Origin of the sequence: Acidovorax sp. sif1233, from assembly GCF_019218755.1 — a bacterium.
GTDB lineage: Bacteria > Pseudomonadota > Gammaproteobacteria > Burkholderiales > Burkholderiaceae_C > Acidovorax.
The window spans coordinates 517,588-535,173 of record NZ_JAHUWZ010000004.1; the positions used below are offsets into that span (position 1 = coordinate 517,588).

Genomic DNA, 17,586 nt, shown 5'->3' on the forward strand with positions numbered 1-17,586 from the left:
ACTGGTGCAGCACAAGCCCCTTGATGGAACACAGGGCCCGACCCTTGCGGGGCGGGCCCTGCACACCGATCAGAAACGGTCAGTCGTTGGCGTAGATGTCAACGTCCTTGGTTTCCTTGACGAACAGGCCGCCGATCACCACGGTGGCGCCCGCGATGATGATGGGGTACCACAGGCCGTTGTACATGTTGCCGGTCTGGGCCACGATGGCGAATGCCGTGGTGGGCAGCAGGCCGCCGAACCAGCCGTTGCCGATGTGGTACGGCAGGGACATGGACGTGTAGCGGATGCGGGTGGGGAACATTTCCACCAGCATGGCGGCGATGGGGCCGTACACCATGGTCACCAGCAGCACCAGGTAGGTCAGGATGACCGTGACCATGACCTTGTCGATGCGGGCGGGATCGGCCTTGGTGGGGTAGCCGGCGGCCTTCAGCGCATCGGCCACGGCCTTCTTGAACTCGCCGTCCTTCTTCTTGGCTTCGTCAGCGGGCAGGCCCTTGCTGGAGTACGAGGTGATGACCGTCTCGCCGATCTTGATCGAGGCGGGCGTGCCGGCGGCGGACGTGGCGTTCTCATAGCTCACCGAAGCGCCAGCCAGAACCTGCTTGGCGATGTCGCACGAGCTGGTGAACTTGGAGGTGCCGGTGGGGTTGAACTGGAACGAGCATTCCTTGGGGTCTGCCGTCACGATCACCTGGTTCTTGGCCTGTGCTTCGGCCAGGGCGGGGTTGGCCGCCTTGGTCAGCGCGCCGAACACGGGGAAGTACGTCAGCGCGGCGAGCAGGCAGCCCGCCAGGATGATGGGCTTGCGGCCGATCTTGTCCGACAGCGCGCCGAACACGATGAAGAACGGCGTGCCGATCAAGAGCGACACGGCCACGAAGATGTTGGCGGTGGCGCCATCGACCTTCAGCGCCTGCGTCAGGAAGAACAGCGCATAGAACTGGCCCGAGTACCACACCACGGCCTGGCCGGCGGTCAGGCCCACCAGCGCCAGGATCACGATCTTCAGGTTCTTCCACTGGCCGAAAGACTCGGTCAGCGGCGCCTTGGAGGTCTTGCCTTCGGCCTTCATCTTCTGGAAGGCGGGGGATTCGTTCATCGACAGGCGGATCCAGACCGAGATGGCCAGGAGCAGGATCGACACGATGAACGGGATGCGCCAGCCCCAGTCGGCGAAGGCTTCCTCGCCCATGGCCGTGCGGGTGCCCAGGATCACCATCAGCGACAGGAACAGGCCCAGCGTGGCCGTGGTCTGGATCCAGGCCGTGTAGGCGCCGCGCTTGCCGTGCGGGGCATGCTCGGCCACGTAGGTGGCCGCGCCGCCGTACTCACCGCCCAGCGCCAGGCCTTGCAGCAGGCGCAGTGCGATCAGGATGACGGGAGCCGCCACGCCGATCGATGCATACGTGGGCAGGATACCCACGATGAAGGTCGACAGGCCCATGATCAGGATGGTGACCAGGAACGTGTACTTGCGCCCGATCATGTCGCCCAGGCGGCCGAAGAAGATGGCGCCGAAGGGGCGGACGATGAAGCCCGCGGCAAACGCCAGCAGCGCGAAGATGAACGCCGAGCCGGCATCCAGGCCGCTGAAGAACTGCTTGGCGATGATGGCCGCGAGCGAGCCGTACAGATAAAAGTCGTACCACTCGAAAACGGTGCCGAGGGACGACGCGAAGATGACCTTCCTCTCTTCGGGCGACATCGGCCGCGGTGCGGGATGAACGGTTGCCATGGTGTGTGTCTCCTGTTGGTTGTTCAGACCGCGCTGCGGCGGGCTGCACGCATTCTTGGAGATGGCACTGACCACGCTCTGACGCGAAACCAACACGAGCTTTCACCAAACTGACCGCTCTCTGACAACTTAGGGTGAAACCCGCAGCGCCCCTTTCAGCATCCGGAAATCGCTCACACCTTGCCGGGTAAACCCGATGGGAGCTGGCTGACAGCCTCCCAGCCCGGACCGTCGAACCACGCGTCGCCGTCGAGGTACGCGCGCAGCATCGGCAGGCCGTCGAGGCCCCAGAACAGCTTGCCGTCCACCTCGAACGCCGGCACGCCAAAAACGCCCGCCGCCTGCGCGGCTTCGGTGTTGGCGCGCAGCAGGGCCTTGGGGCCATCGCTGGCCGCATCCTCGCCGGGCCGCAGCTGGTCCGCGAGTTGCGTGGCCAGATCGGCCAGGCGCGCCGGGTCGAGCGCATCGTGCCCGCCCTGCCACACATGGCGCAGCACCGTGCCGGCCACGAAGCGGTTGATGTGGCCGTCGTCGCTGCAGGCCAGCGCCGTGCGCAGCAGGGGCAGCGGGTTGAACGGATGGCGCGCGGGCATCTGCAGCGGCGTGCCCTGCGCGTGGCCCAGCCAGGTCACATGGCGGTAGGTCCAGTCGCGCTTGGGGGCGATGCCCGCCGGCCCGGGGTTGGCATGCTGCTGCAGCAGCGCACCCAGCAGCACGGGCTGGTAGGCCACGCTGTAGCTCAGCCCCTGCAGCGCCTCGGGCAGGCGCTCGAACGCCAGCCAGGCGTAGGGGGACACGAAGTCCAGGTAAAAGGTGATGCGCTTCACGGCGATGTCTCCTGTGCCTTCTGCGGGGCGGCCGGGATGCCAGCGCGGCCCAGCAGCTGCGCCCAGATGCCCCGGCGCAAACTGGCGTCGGCACGCGACCAGATGCGGATCTCGTCGAGCGTGCGAAAGCAGCCTTCGCAATGGCTGCGGTCGGGCGACATGCGGCACACCGAGATGCACGGCGAGGGCACGGGCTCCATGCTCCGGGCATCAAAATGGCCGCCAGCGCCCAACTGGCGGGCGCGATCAGCTAGCAAATCAATAGCATTCATGCGGCGGGCTGCACGCTGGTGTCCACGGGCGCCTGCACCACGTCGACCACGGGCGCCCCGGTCAGGCGCTGCAGGTCGCCCGGATGCAGCGCAAACACGCTGTGCGGATGCCCGGCCGCCGCCCACACCACGTCAAAGCGCAGCAGGTCCTGGTCGATCAGCGTGACGGGCGGCGTGGCATGCGCCACGGGTGACACGCCGCCGATGGAAAAACCGGTGCGCGACTTCACGAACTCGGCGTCCGCCCGGCCGATCTTGCCGCCCACGTGGGCCTCGACCTTTTTCTCGTCCACGCGCCGGTCGCCCGACGTGACCACGAGCACGGCCACGTCGTCGCTCTTGCGCCGGAAGATGATGCTCTTGGCCACCTGCCCCACGAGGATGCCCAGTGCATCGGCCGCCTGCTGCGCGGTGCGCGCGGCGTCGTCGAGCATCTGGGGCATGTGGGGATGGCCCTGCGATTGCAGCGCCGCGGCCACGCGCTGCACGCCGTCCGGCAAATTCTTCAGTTCAGCTCCGCACACGGTAGTTTTCTCCTGCGCCGATGGCGCTATCCCGCGCGTTTGGTCAGCAGTGCATTCGCTGCGCGGGAATTGGGTTTACGGTTCAGGAAGCCACTGATGTAGGCCCCCGCATCGATGAGCTTATCAAGATCGATGCCGGTCTCGATGCCCATGCCGTGCAGCATGTAGACCACGTCTTCCGTCGCCACGTTGCCCGTGGCGCCCTTGGCGTACGGGCAGCCGCCCAGGCCCGCCACGGAGGACTGGTAGTTCCACACCCCCAGCTCCAGCGCGGCCAGCGTGTTGGACAGCGCCTGACCGTAGGTGTCGTGGAAGTGGCCAGACACATCGTCGATGCCGAAATGCTTCAGCGTCGCTTCCAGCGCGCGCTGCACCTTGCGCGGCGTGCCCACGCCGATGGTGTCGGCCACGTCCACGCGCTGCACGCCGATGCCCTGGAGCAGGCCGGCAAGGTACTCCACGCGCCCGGGGGCGATCTCGCCCTCGTACGGGCAGCCCACGGTGCAGCTCATCGCGCCGCGCACGCCGATACCGGCCGCCAGCGCCGCCTCGACCACGGGCGCGAAGCGCTCGATGCTCTCGGCGATGGAACAGTTGATGTTCTTCTGGCTGAACGCCTCGCTGGCCGAGCCGAAGACCACGATCTCGTCGGGCCGGTCCGCCACCGCGGCTTCATAGCCCTTGAGGTTGGGCGTGAGCACCGAGTAGCGCACGCCGGCCACGCGGTTCACGCCCTGCATCACCTCGTGGTTGTCGGCCATCTGCGGCACCCACTTGGGGCTCACGTAGCTCGTGACTTCGATCTCTTTGAGGCCCGCGTCCTGCAGGCGGTGCACCAGGGCGATCTTGACGTCGGCGGGCACGGGCGATTTTTCGTTCTGCAGCCCGTCGCGCGGACCGACATCGATGAGTTTGACGCGAGAAGGAATGCTCATGGGCGGCTACCTGAAAGAAAGGGAAACGGGAAACAGGCCGGGCCCTGGCGGCGGCAGCGCCCGGGCGGCGCCGCTGCAGCCCGGGCACCACGGCCGGGAACAGGCCTTCTATTGTCCGGGCTTCGCGGGGACGGCACCACCCCATATCCTGCCAGACCCTTCCCCGCTCCTGCCATTGCGGCGCCGGCGTCCGGGGCCTCAGCGTGCAGCCCCCTCCTCCATCTCCTGGCGCAGCAGCGCCACCATCTGCACCGCCGCCAGCGACAGGCGCCGCCCGCGCAGCGTGACCAGGCCGATGGGCCGGCGCAGCGAGGGCAGCTTGAGCGGACGGGCCACCACCTCGGGCCGGCGCACGACCTGCGCGGCCAGCTCGGGCAGCGCGCTCACGCCCAGCTGCGCCGCCACCATGGCCGCGATGGTGGCCAGGTGCTCCACCTCGTAGCGCGGCGCAAAGCGGATGCGGTGCGTGAGCAGCGCCTCGTCGGCGTACTGGCGCACGCTGGTGCCGGCGGGCATGGAGATGTGCGGCAGGTCCGCCACGTCGGCCCAGCCCAGGGCACCGCGGCCGCGCGCCAGCGGGTGGGCGCGGGCCAGCAGCAGCACGAAGCGGTCGGACGACAGCGGGGTGTAGTCGAGGTCGGCATACGCCGGGTTGGCCGCGGTGAGCGCGAAGTCCACGCGCCCTGCGCGCACCATGTCGAACGCCGGGCCCGCCAGGCTGTCGAACAGCTCCAGGTGCACGCCCGGGTGCCCCGCCGCAAAGCGCGCGAACGCACGGGGCACCACGCCCGCTGCCAGCGACGGCAGCGCCGCCAGCGCCAGCCGCCCCACCTGCACCTGGGCCACGGCCTGCACGCGGCGCACGGTCTCATCCATCTGGTGGCGCAGAAAGCGGGCCTGCTCGGCAAACACCTCGCCCGCCTGCGTGAGCTGCACCGTGCGCGTGGTGCGGTCGAACAGCCGGGCGCCCAGCATCTCTTCGAGCCGTGCGAGCGTGCCCGACACCGCCGACTGCGACAGGTGCATCTGCAGCGCGGTGCGCCGAAAGCTCAGCGTGTCGGCCAGCGCCAGGAACACATCGACCTCGCGGGCCGACCAATTGATCTTCATGGCCGATCAGTCTATCGAAAAATACGTCTGGACCGCGCAATGCCGCCTGCCTAGACTGCACCGCAAGACAACACAAGGAGACAGCAGCATGGACATCAGTTCGCCGCGCAATGCACGCACGGTGGTCGTGGGCGGGGGCACCATGGGCGCCGACGTGGCCGTGGTCCTGGCCCGCGGCGGCGCCCGGGTCACGGTGGTGGACCCGCACACCGCGCGGCGCGATCTGCTCTTGCCGCACATTGCCGCAGAACTCGACGCCGCCGGCCTGGCCACGAGCGCGGGCCCGGTGGAGGTGTGCGCCAGCCTGCAGGACGTGGCCTGGGACGGCGTGGTGCTGGTGGTCGAATGCATTACCGAACAGCTGGCCGCCAAGCAGCAGCTGTTCGCCGAGCTGGTGGCCCTGGCGCCGGCCAGCGCCGTGCTGGCCAGCAACAGCTCGGGCTTTCCGATCAGCGCCATTGCACAGGGCCTGCCCAGCGCGCAGCGCATGCTGGGCCTGCACTTCTTCATGCCGGCGCACCTGGTGCCGCTGGTGGAGGTGGTGCTGGGCGAGCGCAGCGACCCCACGCTGGGCCAGTGGCTGCACGGCTTCATGCGCCGCTGCGGCAGCGTGCCGGTGCTGGTGAAGAAAGACAAGCCGGGCTTTCTGGCCAACCGCATGCAGCATGCGCTGTCGCGCGAGGCGTTTGCGCTCATCGACGAAGGCATCGCGTCGCCCGAAGACGTGGACGCCGCCGTGCGCTTTGGCTTTGGCTTCCGCTTCCTGGCGGCGGGGCCGGTGCTGCAGCGCGACCACGCGGGCATCGAGGTGCACTGCGCGGCCGCGGCCACCATGTATCCCACGCTTTCCAACACCGACGTGCCCGCCCAGGCGCTGCGCGACCGCGTGGCCAAGGGCGAGCTGGGCATGAAGACCGGCAAGGGCTTCTTCGACTGGCCCGAGGACCGCAAACGCGCCGAGCGCACCCGCTACGACACGCTGCTGCGCCAGGGCCTGGCCCTGCTGGCCAGCGAGCTGCCTGCCATCGAGCCCGCCAGCACACACACCACGCCGGGAGCCACGCCATGAACGCCTCCAGCCAATGGCCTGACCCGCTGATCGTCACCGTGGCGCCCAACGGTGCCTACAAGCTGCCCAGCGACCACCCCGCCGTGCCGACCACGCCGGCCACGCTGGCCGCCACCGCCAAGGCCTGCCTGGAGGCGGGCGCGGCCATGATCCACATGCACATCCGCGACGCCCAGGGCCGCCACAGCCTGGACGTGGACAGCTACCGCGAAGCCCGGCGCGTGGTGCAGCACGCGGTGGGCGATGCGATGGTGGTGCAGGTCACGAGCGAAGCCGCAGGCGTGTACCGTGCCCCGGCGCAGATCGCGATGGTCGAGACGCTGCAGCCCGAGGCCGTGTCCATCGGCCTGCGCGAGATCGACCAGCCCGAGATCGGCGAGACGGGGCTGCAGCGCTTCTTCACCGGCCTGGTGCAGCGCCGCTGCATGGTGCAGGTCATCCTGTACGACGTGGCCGACCTGCGCCGCTGGCAGGCGCTGCGCGCCAGCGGCGTGGTGCCCGATGCGCCGTGGTTTTTGCTGTTCGTGCTGGGCCGCTACAGCGCGGGCCAGACCTCGAGCCCGCGCGACCTGCTGCCCTTCCTGGCCGCCCACGACGGGCCCGAGCCCTGGGCCGTGTGCGCGTTCGGCGCGGCCGAGAACACCTGCATCACCGCCGCCGCGGTTTTTGGCGGGCATGCCCGCGTGGGGTTCGAGAACAACCTGCTGCGCAAGGACGGCAGCACCGCGCCCGACAACGCGGCCCTGGTGCGCCAAGCGGTCGAGGCCGCGGCAGCGCTGGGGCGGCCGCTGGCCACGGCGCGGGACATCCGCCAGCGCTTCGGCGCGGGCTGAGCCCCTTGCACGCCTCTGCACTTCCTCATCCCCCATCCACCCCATCAGCCCGCGCCAGACGGGCCTTCATCCATCCGCAGGAGACACCATGCAACAACACCCCACCGCCCCCGCTCACGCCCCGCAGGCACTCCAGGCCACGCGGCGCACGGCCATCCGCCTGGCGCTTGCCGTGCCCGCCACCTGGGCCCTGGCCCTGGGCATGGCAGGCCACGCCGTGGCCCAGGCGGCCCCGGCCGCCTTCCCCACCAAGACCATTCGCTTCGTGGTGCCCTACCCGCCCGGAGGCCCCACCGACCTGATGGCGCGCATGCTGCAGCCCGAGCTGCAAAGCCGCCTGGGCGTGACCGTGGTGGTGGACAACAAGGGCGGCGCGGGCGGCAACTCCGGCAGCGCCGAGGTGGCCAAGCAGGCGCCCGCCGACGGCCACACCCTGCTGCTGGCCGCCAGCGGCCCGATGGCGGTGAACCCGTCGCTGTACGCCAGCATGCCGTTCAACCCACTGACCGACCTGGTGCCCGTGGTGCAGCTGTCGGCCTTTCCGCTGGTGCTGGAAGTGCACCCCTCGCTGGGCGTGAAGACCTTGCCGGAACTCATCGCCATGGCCAAGGCGGGCAAGCCGGTGCTGAGCTTTGCATCGGCCGGCAACGGCACGCCGCAGCACCTGGCGGGTGAGCTGTTCAACACCACCGCCCACGTGAAGATGGGCCACATTCCGTACCGCGGCGCGGGCCCCGCGCTCAACGACTTGCTGGGCGGCCAGGTGAACGTGATGTTCGACATCGTGGGCAGCTCGCTGCCGCACCTCCAGTCGGGCAAGCTCATCCCGCTGGCGGTCACGTCGGCCGAGCGCGCCAAGGTGCTGCCCAACGTTCCCACCATGGCCGAAGCGGGCGTGCCGGGCTACCAGATCACCGGCTGGCACGGCATCGCCGTGCGCGCGGGCACGCCGCAGGCCACCGTGGACAAGCTCAACGCCACGGTGAATGCGATCTTCAAGGAACCCGCCTTCCGCGCCAAGTGGGAGGCCATCGGCACGCCGGTGGTGGCGGGCACGGCCGCAGACTTCGGCGCGCTGATCAAGGCCGACGCGCAGCGCCTGGGCAAGCTGGTGCGCGATGCGGGCGTGACGATGGATTGACGGGCTGCCAGCCAGGGGCTCAGGGCGGTGGGGCCGCGGCCCTCGGGCGCAGGCGCAGCAACAGCCAGCCCGCCGCCATGCCCACGGCACCGAACAGCAGCATCACGACGCCGATGAAGCTCCTGATCGTGGTGGAGCTGCTGATCTCGGCCTGCGCGGGGTCCTTGGCGGGATAACGCACCGTGACCGCCTCGCCGACCTTGTGCACCGCCTGAAGCTGGCGCGCCACCGAGTCCGTGAAACGCAGGGTTCGCCCGTCGCCCGCCACGAATTCCACGATGCTCTTCCGGGCGAGCGCCTTGCGGTGGGAGGGGCCGACAAAGGTCTCCTCATGCGCCACCACGCGGCCCTGGGCGGTGAGCGTGCCGCCCAGCAGGCTCATGCCCGAGGCCAGCAGCCACGCCGCGCCCAGCGCGGTCAGGGCACCGGGCACCAGCAGGAACCAGCCCAGGAAGCCAAGCAAGCCGCGAAAGGTTGACGTGTTCATGCCCCCATTTTCAACGCTGGAGACACCGCCGGCCAGCGGCCTCAGTACCCACGCCCGGGGTTCACCACGCCAGCGACCGCCTCGCCCCGCTGCAGCGCGGCCATCTTGCGCGCGATCTGGGCAATGCTCTCCTCGCGCAGCGTGCGCGCCGAGGTGTGGGGGGTGACGGTGATGCGCGGGTGGCTCCAGAACGCGTGGCCCGCGGGCAGCGGCTCGGTGCGGAACACATCGAGCGTGGCGCCGGCCACGTGGCCGCTGCCGATGGCCGCCAGCAGGTCTTCGTCCACGAGGTGCGCGCCGCGCGCCACGTTGATGACGTAGGCGCCCGGCAGCAGGCGGCCCAGCGTTTCCTTGTTGATGACATTGGCCGTGTCGGGCGTGAGCGGCAGCAGGTTGACCAGCACGCGGCTGGCCGCCAGGAAGTCGTGGAACTGCTCCGCGCCACTGAAGGCGCGCACCCCTTCGATGGCCTTGGGGCTGCGGCTCCAGCCGTTGACCGGGAACTCGAACTGCGCCAGCGCCTTGGCCACGCGCTCGCCCAGCACGCCCAGGCCCATCACGCCAATGGGGTAGTCGCCACGCAGGCGCGGCTTGCGGTAGCCCCAGCGCCCGGCCGCCATGTCGGCCTCGTAGCCGTCGAACTCGCGAAAGTGGCGGATGACCGCATGGCACACGTACTCGGCCATCTGTACGGCCATGCCCGCATCGTCGAGCCGCACCACCAGCGCACCGGGCGGCAGGCGCAGCTTGAGCAGCGCATCCACGCCCGCCCCGATATTGAACAGCGCCTTGAGGCCTGGCTGCTCGTCCATGAACTGCTGGGGCGGCGCCCAGACCACGGCGTAGTCGCCCTGCGGCGCGCCGGGCTGCCACACGGAAATATCAGCGCCGGGCAATGCGGCGGAAAGCCCCTGGAGCCAGGGGTCGGCCTTGGTGTCGGTACAGCAGAAGGTGATTTTCATGGCGCCCAAGCGTAACGGCATTGCCCCCCGCGCGCTGTCGCATGCGGGGTGCCCTGCGGCCGCCTACGCCTTTTCGGCCACCACCAGCTTGAGCAGCTCCGCGCCTTCGGTCACCTGGTCGCCCGGGGCGTACAGCAGCTCCTGCACCACGCCGTCGGCGGGCGCGGCAATGGTGTGCTCCATCTTCATGGCTTCCATCACCGCCAGCGGCTGGCCCTTGGTGACGGCATCGCCCGCCTTGACGGCAAAAGACACCACCTTGCCGGGCATGGGGGCCGTGAGGCGCCCGCCTTCGGCCGCTGCCTCGCCCGCATGGGCCAGCAGGTCGATGGCGGTGATCTGCGTCGCGCCGCGCGGGGTGAACACATGGTCCACCTCGCCCTGGGCGTACACCGCAGCGCGGGTGCGCTGGCCTGCGAACTGCAGTTCGATGGCGCCGCCTTGTTCCGCGAATTCCAGCGGCCCTGCCACGGCCGCATCGCCCTCGCCAACCGCCAGGTGCAGCGCGCCGTCACGTTCATAGGTAAGCCAGGCCTTGGCGTGCTCGCCGCCAAACTCGAACTCGAAGCGGCGGCGCGTGAGCGCGTGCGAATGAAAACCGTCGCGGCGGCTGAAGGGGTCCACGCCTTCGCTGGCGCGTTCATGCAGCACCGTCTGCGCCACGGCGGCTGCGGCGGCCAGGGGCAGGCCCACCGGCTCCTGGTGGAACAGCACCGCCTGCTCGCGCGGGATCAGCGCGGTGTCAAGCTGCGCGTTCGCAAACGCACCGGTGCGCGCCACGCGGCGCAGGAACTGCACGTTGGTCGCCAGGCCCACGATGTGCGTCTGCGCCAGGGCCTCGTCCAGCCGCGCCAGCGCCTGCTCGCGCGTGTCGCCGTGCACGATGAGCTTGGCCACCATGGAGTCGTAGAACGGGCTGATCGCATCGCCCTGGCGCACGCCGGAGTCCACGCGCACCGCGCCCCGCTCGAAGGTCACGCACTCGGGCAGCGCGTACACGTTGAGCGCGCCGGTGGCGGGCAGGAAGTTGTTGTCGGGGTTCTCGGCGCAGATGCGCGCTTCGATCGCATGGCCGGTGATGCGCAGCGCGTCCTGTGTCAAAGGCAGCGGCTCGCCAGACGCCACGCGCAGTTGCCACTCCACCAGATCGAGCCCCGTGATGGCCTCGGTCACCGGGTGCTCCACCTGCAGGCGGGTGTTCATTTCCATGAAGTAGAACTTCATCTGGTCGGGCCGCTCGTAGCCGCCCGGCTGCTCCACGATGAACTCCACCGTGCCCGCGCCCACGTAGTTCACGGCCTTGGCAGCGGCCACGGCGGCTTCGCCCATCTGCGCGCGCAGTTCCGGCGTCATGCCGGGGGCGGGGGCTTCTTCCAGCACCTTCTGGTGGCGGCGCTGCACGGAGCAGTCGCGCTCGAACAGGTAGACGCAGTTGCCGTGCGTGTCGCCAAACACCTGGATCTCGATGTGGCGCGGGCGCTGCACGTATTTTTCGACCAGCACCGCGTCGTCGCCAAAGCTGTTGATGGCCTCGCGCTTGCACGATTCGAGCGCGGCGGCGAAGTCCCCGCTGTGGTCCACCGCGCGCATGCCCTTGCCGCCGCCGCCGGCGCTGGCCTTGATGAGCACGGGGTAGCCAATGCGGTCGGCCTCGCGTTGCAGCAGGGCCGGGTCCTGGTCACTGCCGTGGTAGCCGGGCACCAGGGGCACGCCGGCCTTTTCCATGAGCTGCTTGGACTCGGCCTTGAGGCCCATGTCCTTGATGGCCGAGGGTGGCGGGCCGATGAAGACCAGGCCTGCGGCCGCGCAGGCGTGGGCGAAGTCCTCGTTCTCGGACAGGAAGCCGTAGCCCGGGTGGATGGCCTGTGCACCCGTGGCCTGGGCGGCTTCGATAATGCGCTCCCAGCGCAGATAGCTGTCCTTGGGCGCGCTGCCACCGATGTGCACGGCCTCGTCGCACACGGCCACGTGCTTGGCCTTGGCGTCGGCATCGGAGTACACCGCAACGGTCTTCACGCCCAGGCGCTTGGCCGTAGCGGCGACCCGGCAGGCGATCTCGCCACGATTGGCAATCAGAATCTTTTTGAACATTTTTAAGCCACCTTGGCAGAACCAGAAAAGAAAGAAGACAAGCGCCGCACCACGGCGCGCAGAAACTTGAACAGCACCACCAGGAGCAACACCGACACGGCCACCATCAGCACCAGTGCGATGCCGAAGGCCACCGGGTGCTGCGTGGCGAGCCACACCACGGCCACCACCAGGCCGTCTTCGAAAAACGACAGCAGCCAGTTGGAAAACGGCTCGGGCGAGGTGTTGGCCGCCGCGCGCGTGGTCATCTTGGTGGCCATCGACGTGGCGGCCAGCGACCCGCCCAGCAAACCGGCCACCACGCCCATGGTGGCGTTGTCAGCGCCGAACACGCCCGCGGCCAGCAAGGCACCGCCGGGCACGCGGATGACGGTGTGCACGGCGTCCCAGGCGCTGTCGATCCACGGGACCTTGTCCGCAAAAAATTCGACCAGCATCAGGCCGCCCGCCACCAGCAGCACCAGCGGGTTCTGCAGCACGTGCAGACCGGGGGGCAAGGGCATCCAGCCCATGGCACCCATGCCGCCGACGAGGAACACGACCGCGTACAGCCGAAAGCCGCTGGCCCAGCCCAGCGCGGCGGCCAGCGCCAGCAGGCTGGGCATGTCCAGCTGCGCCGTGGCACGCGCCGCGCCCGCGGCCACTTCGCGCGCGGTGCCGGCGTCAACATGCAGCCCCAGGGTGTGGAGCCACTGCACGATGTTGAGCCAAAGGGTGTCCATATCAGTCCTCCACTGCGCTCTGCACTGCCTCGTGCCTCAGAGACCGCCACGGCGCCATGCCAGAGATGCCGAGCAAGGGCCGCCCCGCAGCGATGGCATCGTCCCCCTGCCGCGAAGCGAGAGAGGGGGAAGGCGCGAAGCGACTCAGGGGGTGTTTCATAGCCAGTTCGGCTTGCGCTTGTTCAGGAAGGACTGCACGCCCTCCTTGCCCTCGTCGCTGGCGCGGATGTCGGCAATGCCCTGCACGGTGGCGGCGATCAGGCCCGCGTTGACTTCCCGCTCGGCCACATCCATCACCAGCTTCTTGCATACGCGCACGGCGTTGGGACTGGCGCTGGTCAGTGCTTTCAGCAGTTCGTCCACCTTGGCGTCGAGCTGGTCGGCCGCCACGACCTCGTGCACGAAGCCGATGCGCAGCGCCTCGGCCGCGCCAAAGCGTTCGGCCGTCAGGAAATAGCGGTGCGCGGCGCGCGCCCCCATGGCACGGATCACATAGGGGCTGATGGTGGCGGGGATGAGGCCCAGCTTCACCTCGCTGAGGCAAAACCCCGCCGTGTCCACCGCCACCGCCATGTCGCACGCGGCCACCAGGCCCATGCCGCCCGCGTACACATCACCCTGCACGCGGGCGATGGTGGGCTTCTCGCATGCGTAGATCACGCGCAGCATCTCGGCCAGCTTGCCGGCGTCGGCGATGTTTTCGTCGCGCGTGTAGTCGGCCATGCGGCGCATCCAGTTCAGGTTGGCGCCCGCGCAGAACGCGGGCCCTTCTGCGGCCAGCACCACGGCGCGCACATCGGCACGCCCGCCCACCTCCATGAAGGCGGCGGTGATCTCGGCGATGACTTCGTCGCTGAAGGCGTTGCGGATCTCGGGCTGCGTGAGCGTGATGCGCGCCACGGCGCCGGTGTGGGTGATGGACAGGTTCTGGCTCATGGCTTGGGCGGGTTTTGCAGGAAGTAGACAAGGTCCAGCTCGGGGCTGGACTGGCCCAGGGCGGTCAATGCGGCGGTGATCTGGCCCCGGTGGTGCGTGCCGTGGTTGAACACATGCGCCAGCGTGGCCGCGAACGGCAGCGATGCCGCCGTGCCGCGCATGGTGGTGTAGTCCAGCGTACCGTCCCAGCGGCCTGGGGCGAACGAAGCGATCAGCGGTGCCCAGCGGGCCGCGCCCTCGCGCAGGCGGGCATCCAGCCGCGCGCGGTCGCTTTCCAGTTCGGCGTCCAGCGCCATCTTGGGCGAGGTGCCTTCGGCAAACCGCACGAACCACAGATGGTGTTCGCCCACCAGCAGGTGGTTGAGCGTGCCATGGATGCTGTGGAAGAACAGGCCCACATCGCTCCGGTAGGCCTCTTCAGGCAGCGCCCGCACGGCATCGAGCAGGCGCGCCGTGGCCCACACGTTGTAGCGTGCGAGCTGGGTGAAGTGGGCGACGGCGTCCATGGCGGCTCCCGGCACGGTCACATGCGGAACAGGCCGAACCTGGTGTCTTCGATGGGCGCATTGCGCGTGGCCGCCAGGCCCAGCGCCAGCACGCGGCGGGTGTCGGCCGGGTCGATCACGCCGTCGTCCCACAGGCGGGCAGTGGCGTAGTAGGGGTGGCCCTGGTCTTCGTACTGGCGGCGGATGGGTGCCTTGAAGGCTTCTTCTTCCTCCATGCTCCACTGCCCGCCCTTGGCCTCGATGCCGTCGCGCTTGACGGTGGCGAGCACGCCGGCCGCCTGCTCGCCGCCCATCACGCTGATGCGCGCGTTGGGCCACATCCACAGGAAGCGGGGCGAGTACGCGCGGCCGCACATGCCGTAGTTGCCGGCGCCAAAGCTGCCGCCGATGATGATGGTGAACTTGGGCACGCTGGCCGTGGCCACGGCCGTGACCATCTTGGCGCCGTTGCGCGCTATGCCTTCGTTCTCGTACTTGCGCCCGACCATGAAGCCGGTGATGTTCTGCAGGAACACGAGCGGGATCTTGCGCTGGCAGCACAGCTCGATGAAATGCGCGCCCTTCAGGGCCGACTCGCTGAACAGGATGCCGTTGTTGGCGATGATGCCGACCATCATGCCTTCGATGCGCGCGAAGCCCGTGACCAGCGTGGTGCCATAGCGCGCCTTGAACTCGTCGAACTCGCTGCCATCGACGATGCGGGCAATGATCTCGCGCACGTCGAAGGGCTTGCGCGTGTCCACGGGGATCACGCCATAGAGCTCTTCCGCTACAAATTTAGGAGCTATCGGCGCTTGATCTGCGTGCGCTATAGCCTTATTTTTATTCAAGTTGCGCACGGCATTGCGAGCCAACTGCAACGCGTGCATGTCGTTCTGCGCCAGGTGGTCGGCCACGCCCGACAGGCGCGTGTGCACGTCGCCACCGCCCAGGTCCTCGGCCGTGACGACCTCGCCCGTGGCGGCTTTGACCAGCGGCGGGCCGCCCAGGAAGATGGTGCCCTGGTTCTTGACGATGATGGACTCGTCGCTCATGGCCGGCACGTAGGCGCCCCCGGCCGTGCAGCTGCCCATGACTACGGCGATCTGCGAGATGCCCATCGCGCTCATGTTGGCCTGGTTGAAGAAGATGCGGCCGAAGTGGTCGCGGTCCGGAAAGACCTCGTCCTGGTTGGGCAGGTTGGCGCCGCCGGAGTCCACCAGGTAGATGCAGGTGAGGTGGTTCTGCTGCGCCACTTCCTGCGCGCGCAGGTGCTTCTTGACGGTGAGCGGGTAGTAGGTGCCACCCTTCACCGTGGCGTCGTTGCACACGATCATGCAGTCCACGCCGCTCACGCGGCCGATGCCGGCAATCAGCCCCGAACTGGGCGCATCGTTGTTGTACATGTTGAGCGCGGCCAGCGGGGCCAGTTCCAAAAACGGCGTGCCCGGGTCCAGCAGCATCTGCACGCGCTCGCGCGGCAGCAGCTTGCCGCGCGCGGTGTGCTTGGCGCGGGCCGCCTCGCCGCCGCCCTGGGCGACCTTGTCGAGCTGGGCGCGCAGGTCGTCCACCATCGTGCGCATGGCGGCGGCATTGGCCAGGAAGTCCGCCGAGCGGGCGTTGAGTTGGGTGTCGAGAATGGTCATGCTGTGTTGCTTCTTGTGTGTTTCACGCGGTCTTGGCTTCGACCAGACCGAGCTGATCCTTCATCTCATCGCGGATCTTGAACTTCTGGATCTTGCCCGTCACCGTCATCGGGAAGCTGGTGACGAAGCGGATGTAGCGCGGCACCTTGTAGTGCGCGATCTGGCCCTTGCAGAAGGCGCGGATGTCGTCTTCGGTGGGCTTCGTGCCCGGCTTGGCGATGATCCAGGCGCAGAGCTCCTCGCCATACTTGGCATCGGGCACACCCACCACCTGCACGTCCTGCACCTGCGGGTGGCGGTACAGGAACTCTTCGATCTCGCGCGGGTAGATGTTCTCGCCGCCACGGATCACCATGTCCTTGATGCGGCCGACGATGTTCACATAGCCCTCGGCGTCCATGGTGGCGAGGTCGCCGGTGTGCATCCAGCCGCCTTCGTCGATGGCTTCGCGGGTCTTGGCATCGTCGCCCCAGTAGCCGTGCATCACCGAATAGCCCTTGGTGCAGAACTCGCCGCGCTGGCCGATGGGCACCACGGCGCCGGTGTCGGGGTCCACGATCTTGACCTCCAGGTGCGGCTGCACCTGGCCCACGGTGGAGACGCGCTTGTCGAGCGGCGTGTCGGTGCTGCTCTGGCAGCTGACCGGGCTGGTCTCGGTCATGCCGTAGGCGATGGTGATTTCGCGCAGGTTCATCTGCTCCACCACGCGCTTCATCACCTCGGTGGGGCAGGGAGAGCCCGCCATGATGCCGGTGCGCAGGGTGGACAGGTCGAACTCGGCGAACCGCGGGTGGTCCAGCTCGGCGATGAACATCGTGGGGACGCCGTGCAGGCCGGTGCAGCGCTCGTCCTGCACTGTCTGCAGCACGGTGAGCGGGTCGAACCCGTCGTTGGGGTACACGATGGTGGCGCCGTGTGTCAGGCACGCCAGGTTGCCCAGCACCATGCCGAAGCAGTGGTACAGCGGCACGGGGATGCACAGGCGGTCCTCGGGCGTGAGCTTCATGCATTCGCCGATGAAGAAGCCGTTGTTCAGGATGTTGCGGTGCGTGAGCGTGGCGCCCTTCGGGAAGCCCGTGGTGCCGCTGGTGAACTGGATGTTGATGGGGTCGGTGGCCTTGAGCGTGGCGGCCACCTGGGCCAGGCGCGGGTCGGCCGCATCGCCGCGCGCGATCAGGTCCGAAAAGCGCAGCAGCCCGGGCCCGTCGGCGCCCTGGCCCGCCTCGTCGATCCACACCACCGTGTGCAGGTGGGGCAGCTTCACCGCGCCCAGCTGGCCCGGCTGCTGGTGCTGCCACTGGGGCGCCAGCTCGCGCAGCATGCCCAGGTAGTCGCTGGTCTTGAAGCGCGCCATGGTCACCAGCAGCTTGCAGCCCACCTTGTTCAGGGCGTATTCGACTTCGGACGTGCGGTAGGCCGGGTTGATGTTGACCAGCACCAGGCCCGCCTGCGCGGTGGCCAGTTGCATCAGCACCCATTCGGCGTTGTTGTGCGACCAGATGCCCACGCGGTCGCCGGGCACCAGGCCCTGGCCGAGCAGCGCGCTGGCCAGGCGCTGCGCCTGGACCTGCAGTTCGGCGTAGGTGTAGCGGCGCCCCTGGTGCACGCTGACCAGCGCCTCGCGCCCCGGCTGGCGGGCCACCATGCCGGCAAAGAAGTCGCCGATGGTCTGCTCGATCAGCGGGACGCCGCTGGCGCCACGGGCGTGGCTGCCGGCGAGAGGGGCTGCGGCGGCAAAGGCGGCAGGGGTCGTCGTCATGTTGTGTCTCCTTGCATGGCTCTCCCTCCCGCGTGCGGCGGCGGGG

Annotated in this window: 17 protein-coding genes; 3 read left to right on the plus strand and 14 right to left on the minus strand. The window is 68.8% G+C overall.

Translation table 11 applies throughout. The features are described from left to right. Window positions 1-79: 79 nt before the first annotated feature. From KW843_RS16700 to KW843_RS16725, 6 genes are all read right to left on the minus strand, one after another. Complete coding sequence (locus KW843_RS16700) at window positions 80-1,741, minus strand: MFS transporter (protein WP_218296262.1); 1,662 nt, start codon at window positions 1,739-1,741, stop codon at window positions 80-82. A gap of 173 nt (window positions 1,742-1,914) precedes the next feature. After that, a complete protein-coding gene (locus tag KW843_RS16705) occupies window positions 1,915-2,568 on the minus strand; it encodes a 2-hydroxychromene-2-carboxylate isomerase (RefSeq protein WP_218296263.1) in 654 nt (217 codons plus the stop codon). Further along, entirely contained in the window at window positions 2,565-2,840 is a 276-nt protein-coding gene (locus KW843_RS16710; RefSeq protein WP_218296264.1) for a DUF1289 domain-containing protein, read from the minus strand. The genes KW843_RS16705 and KW843_RS16710 overlap by 4 nt, the downstream gene beginning before the upstream one ends. Then, complete coding sequence (locus tag KW843_RS16715) at window positions 2,837-3,364, minus strand: YbaK/EbsC family protein (RefSeq protein ID WP_218296265.1); 528 nt, start codon at window positions 3,362-3,364, stop codon at window positions 2,837-2,839. The genes KW843_RS16710 and KW843_RS16715 overlap by 4 nt, the downstream gene beginning before the upstream one ends. 26 nt (window positions 3,365-3,390) lie before the next feature. After that, a complete protein-coding gene (locus KW843_RS16720) occupies window positions 3,391-4,299 on the minus strand; it encodes a hydroxymethylglutaryl-CoA lyase (protein ID WP_218296266.1) in 909 nt (302 codons plus the stop codon). 198 nt (window positions 4,300-4,497) lie between these two features. Continuing rightward, window positions 4,498-5,409 carry a LysR family transcriptional regulator gene (locus KW843_RS16725; RefSeq protein WP_218296267.1) on the minus strand — a complete coding sequence of 304 codons (912 nt, stop codon included), beginning with the start codon at window positions 5,407-5,409 and terminating at the stop codon, window positions 4,498-4,500. 88 nt (window positions 5,410-5,497) lie between these two features. Between KW843_RS16725 and KW843_RS16730 the strand changes: the two genes are divergently transcribed. The 3 genes from KW843_RS16730 to KW843_RS16740 all read left to right on the plus strand — a co-directional run bounded on the left by KW843_RS16730 (window position 5,498) and on the right by KW843_RS16740 (window position 8,452). Then, window positions 5,498-6,478: a 3-hydroxyacyl-CoA dehydrogenase family protein gene (locus KW843_RS16730; RefSeq protein WP_218296268.1), complete on the plus strand. Its 981-nt coding sequence runs from the start codon at window positions 5,498-5,500 to the stop codon at window positions 6,476-6,478. Beyond that, entirely contained in the window at window positions 6,475-7,311 is an 837-nt protein-coding gene (locus KW843_RS16735; protein ID WP_218296269.1) for a 3-keto-5-aminohexanoate cleavage protein, read from the plus strand. The genes KW843_RS16730 and KW843_RS16735 overlap by 4 nt, the downstream gene beginning before the upstream one ends. A gap of 88 nt (window positions 7,312-7,399) precedes the next feature. After that, the gene (locus KW843_RS16740; protein WP_218296270.1) at window positions 7,400-8,452 is read left to right on the plus strand and encodes a tripartite tricarboxylate transporter substrate binding protein; all 1,053 of its coding nucleotides are present in this window, start codon (window positions 7,400-7,402) and stop codon (window positions 8,450-8,452) included. 19 nt (window positions 8,453-8,471) lie between these two features. On the opposite strand, the gene KW843_RS16745 is transcribed toward KW843_RS16740, so the two are convergent. The 8 genes from KW843_RS16745 to KW843_RS16780 all read right to left on the minus strand — a co-directional run bounded on the left by KW843_RS16745 (window position 8,472) and on the right by KW843_RS16780 (window position 17,540). Further along, window positions 8,472-8,939, minus strand: a complete 468-nt coding sequence (locus tag KW843_RS16745; protein WP_218296271.1) for a DUF3592 domain-containing protein — start codon at window positions 8,937-8,939, stop codon at window positions 8,472-8,474. Window positions 8,940-8,980: 41 nt separating this feature from the next. Next, complete coding sequence (locus KW843_RS16750; RefSeq protein WP_218296272.1) at window positions 8,981-9,901, minus strand: glyoxylate/hydroxypyruvate reductase A; 921 nt, start codon at window positions 9,899-9,901, stop codon at window positions 8,981-8,983. A gap of 63 nt (window positions 9,902-9,964) precedes the next feature. Further along, complete coding sequence (locus KW843_RS16755; RefSeq protein WP_218296273.1) at window positions 9,965-11,992, minus strand: acetyl/propionyl/methylcrotonyl-CoA carboxylase subunit alpha; 2,028 nt, start codon at window positions 11,990-11,992, stop codon at window positions 9,965-9,967. 2 nt (window positions 11,993-11,994) lie between these two features. Then, the gene (locus KW843_RS16760; RefSeq protein ID WP_218296274.1) at window positions 11,995-12,714 is read right to left on the minus strand and encodes a DUF4126 domain-containing protein; all 720 of its coding nucleotides are present in this window, start codon (window positions 12,712-12,714) and stop codon (window positions 11,995-11,997) included. Between the two features lie 156 nt (window positions 12,715-12,870). Beyond that, the gene (locus KW843_RS16765; RefSeq protein WP_218296275.1) at window positions 12,871-13,650 is read right to left on the minus strand and encodes an enoyl-CoA hydratase/isomerase family protein; all 780 of its coding nucleotides are present in this window, start codon (window positions 13,648-13,650) and stop codon (window positions 12,871-12,873) included. Continuing rightward, window positions 13,647-14,156 carry a DinB family protein gene (locus KW843_RS16770; protein WP_218296276.1) on the minus strand — a complete coding sequence of 170 codons (510 nt, stop codon included), beginning with the start codon at window positions 14,154-14,156 and terminating at the stop codon, window positions 13,647-13,649. The genes KW843_RS16765 and KW843_RS16770 overlap by 4 nt, the downstream gene beginning before the upstream one ends. Before the next feature lie 17 nt (window positions 14,157-14,173). Further along, on the minus strand, window positions 14,174-15,781 hold the full coding sequence (locus KW843_RS16775; protein ID WP_218296277.1) for a carboxyl transferase domain-containing protein: 1,608 nt from the start codon (window positions 15,779-15,781) through the stop codon (window positions 14,174-14,176). Between the two features lie 22 nt (window positions 15,782-15,803). After that, window positions 15,804-17,540 (minus strand): AMP-binding protein, encoded by a 1,737-nt coding sequence (locus KW843_RS16780; protein WP_218296278.1) that lies wholly within the window; start codon window positions 17,538-17,540, stop codon window positions 15,804-15,806. Window positions 17,541-17,586: the final 46 nt, after the last annotated feature.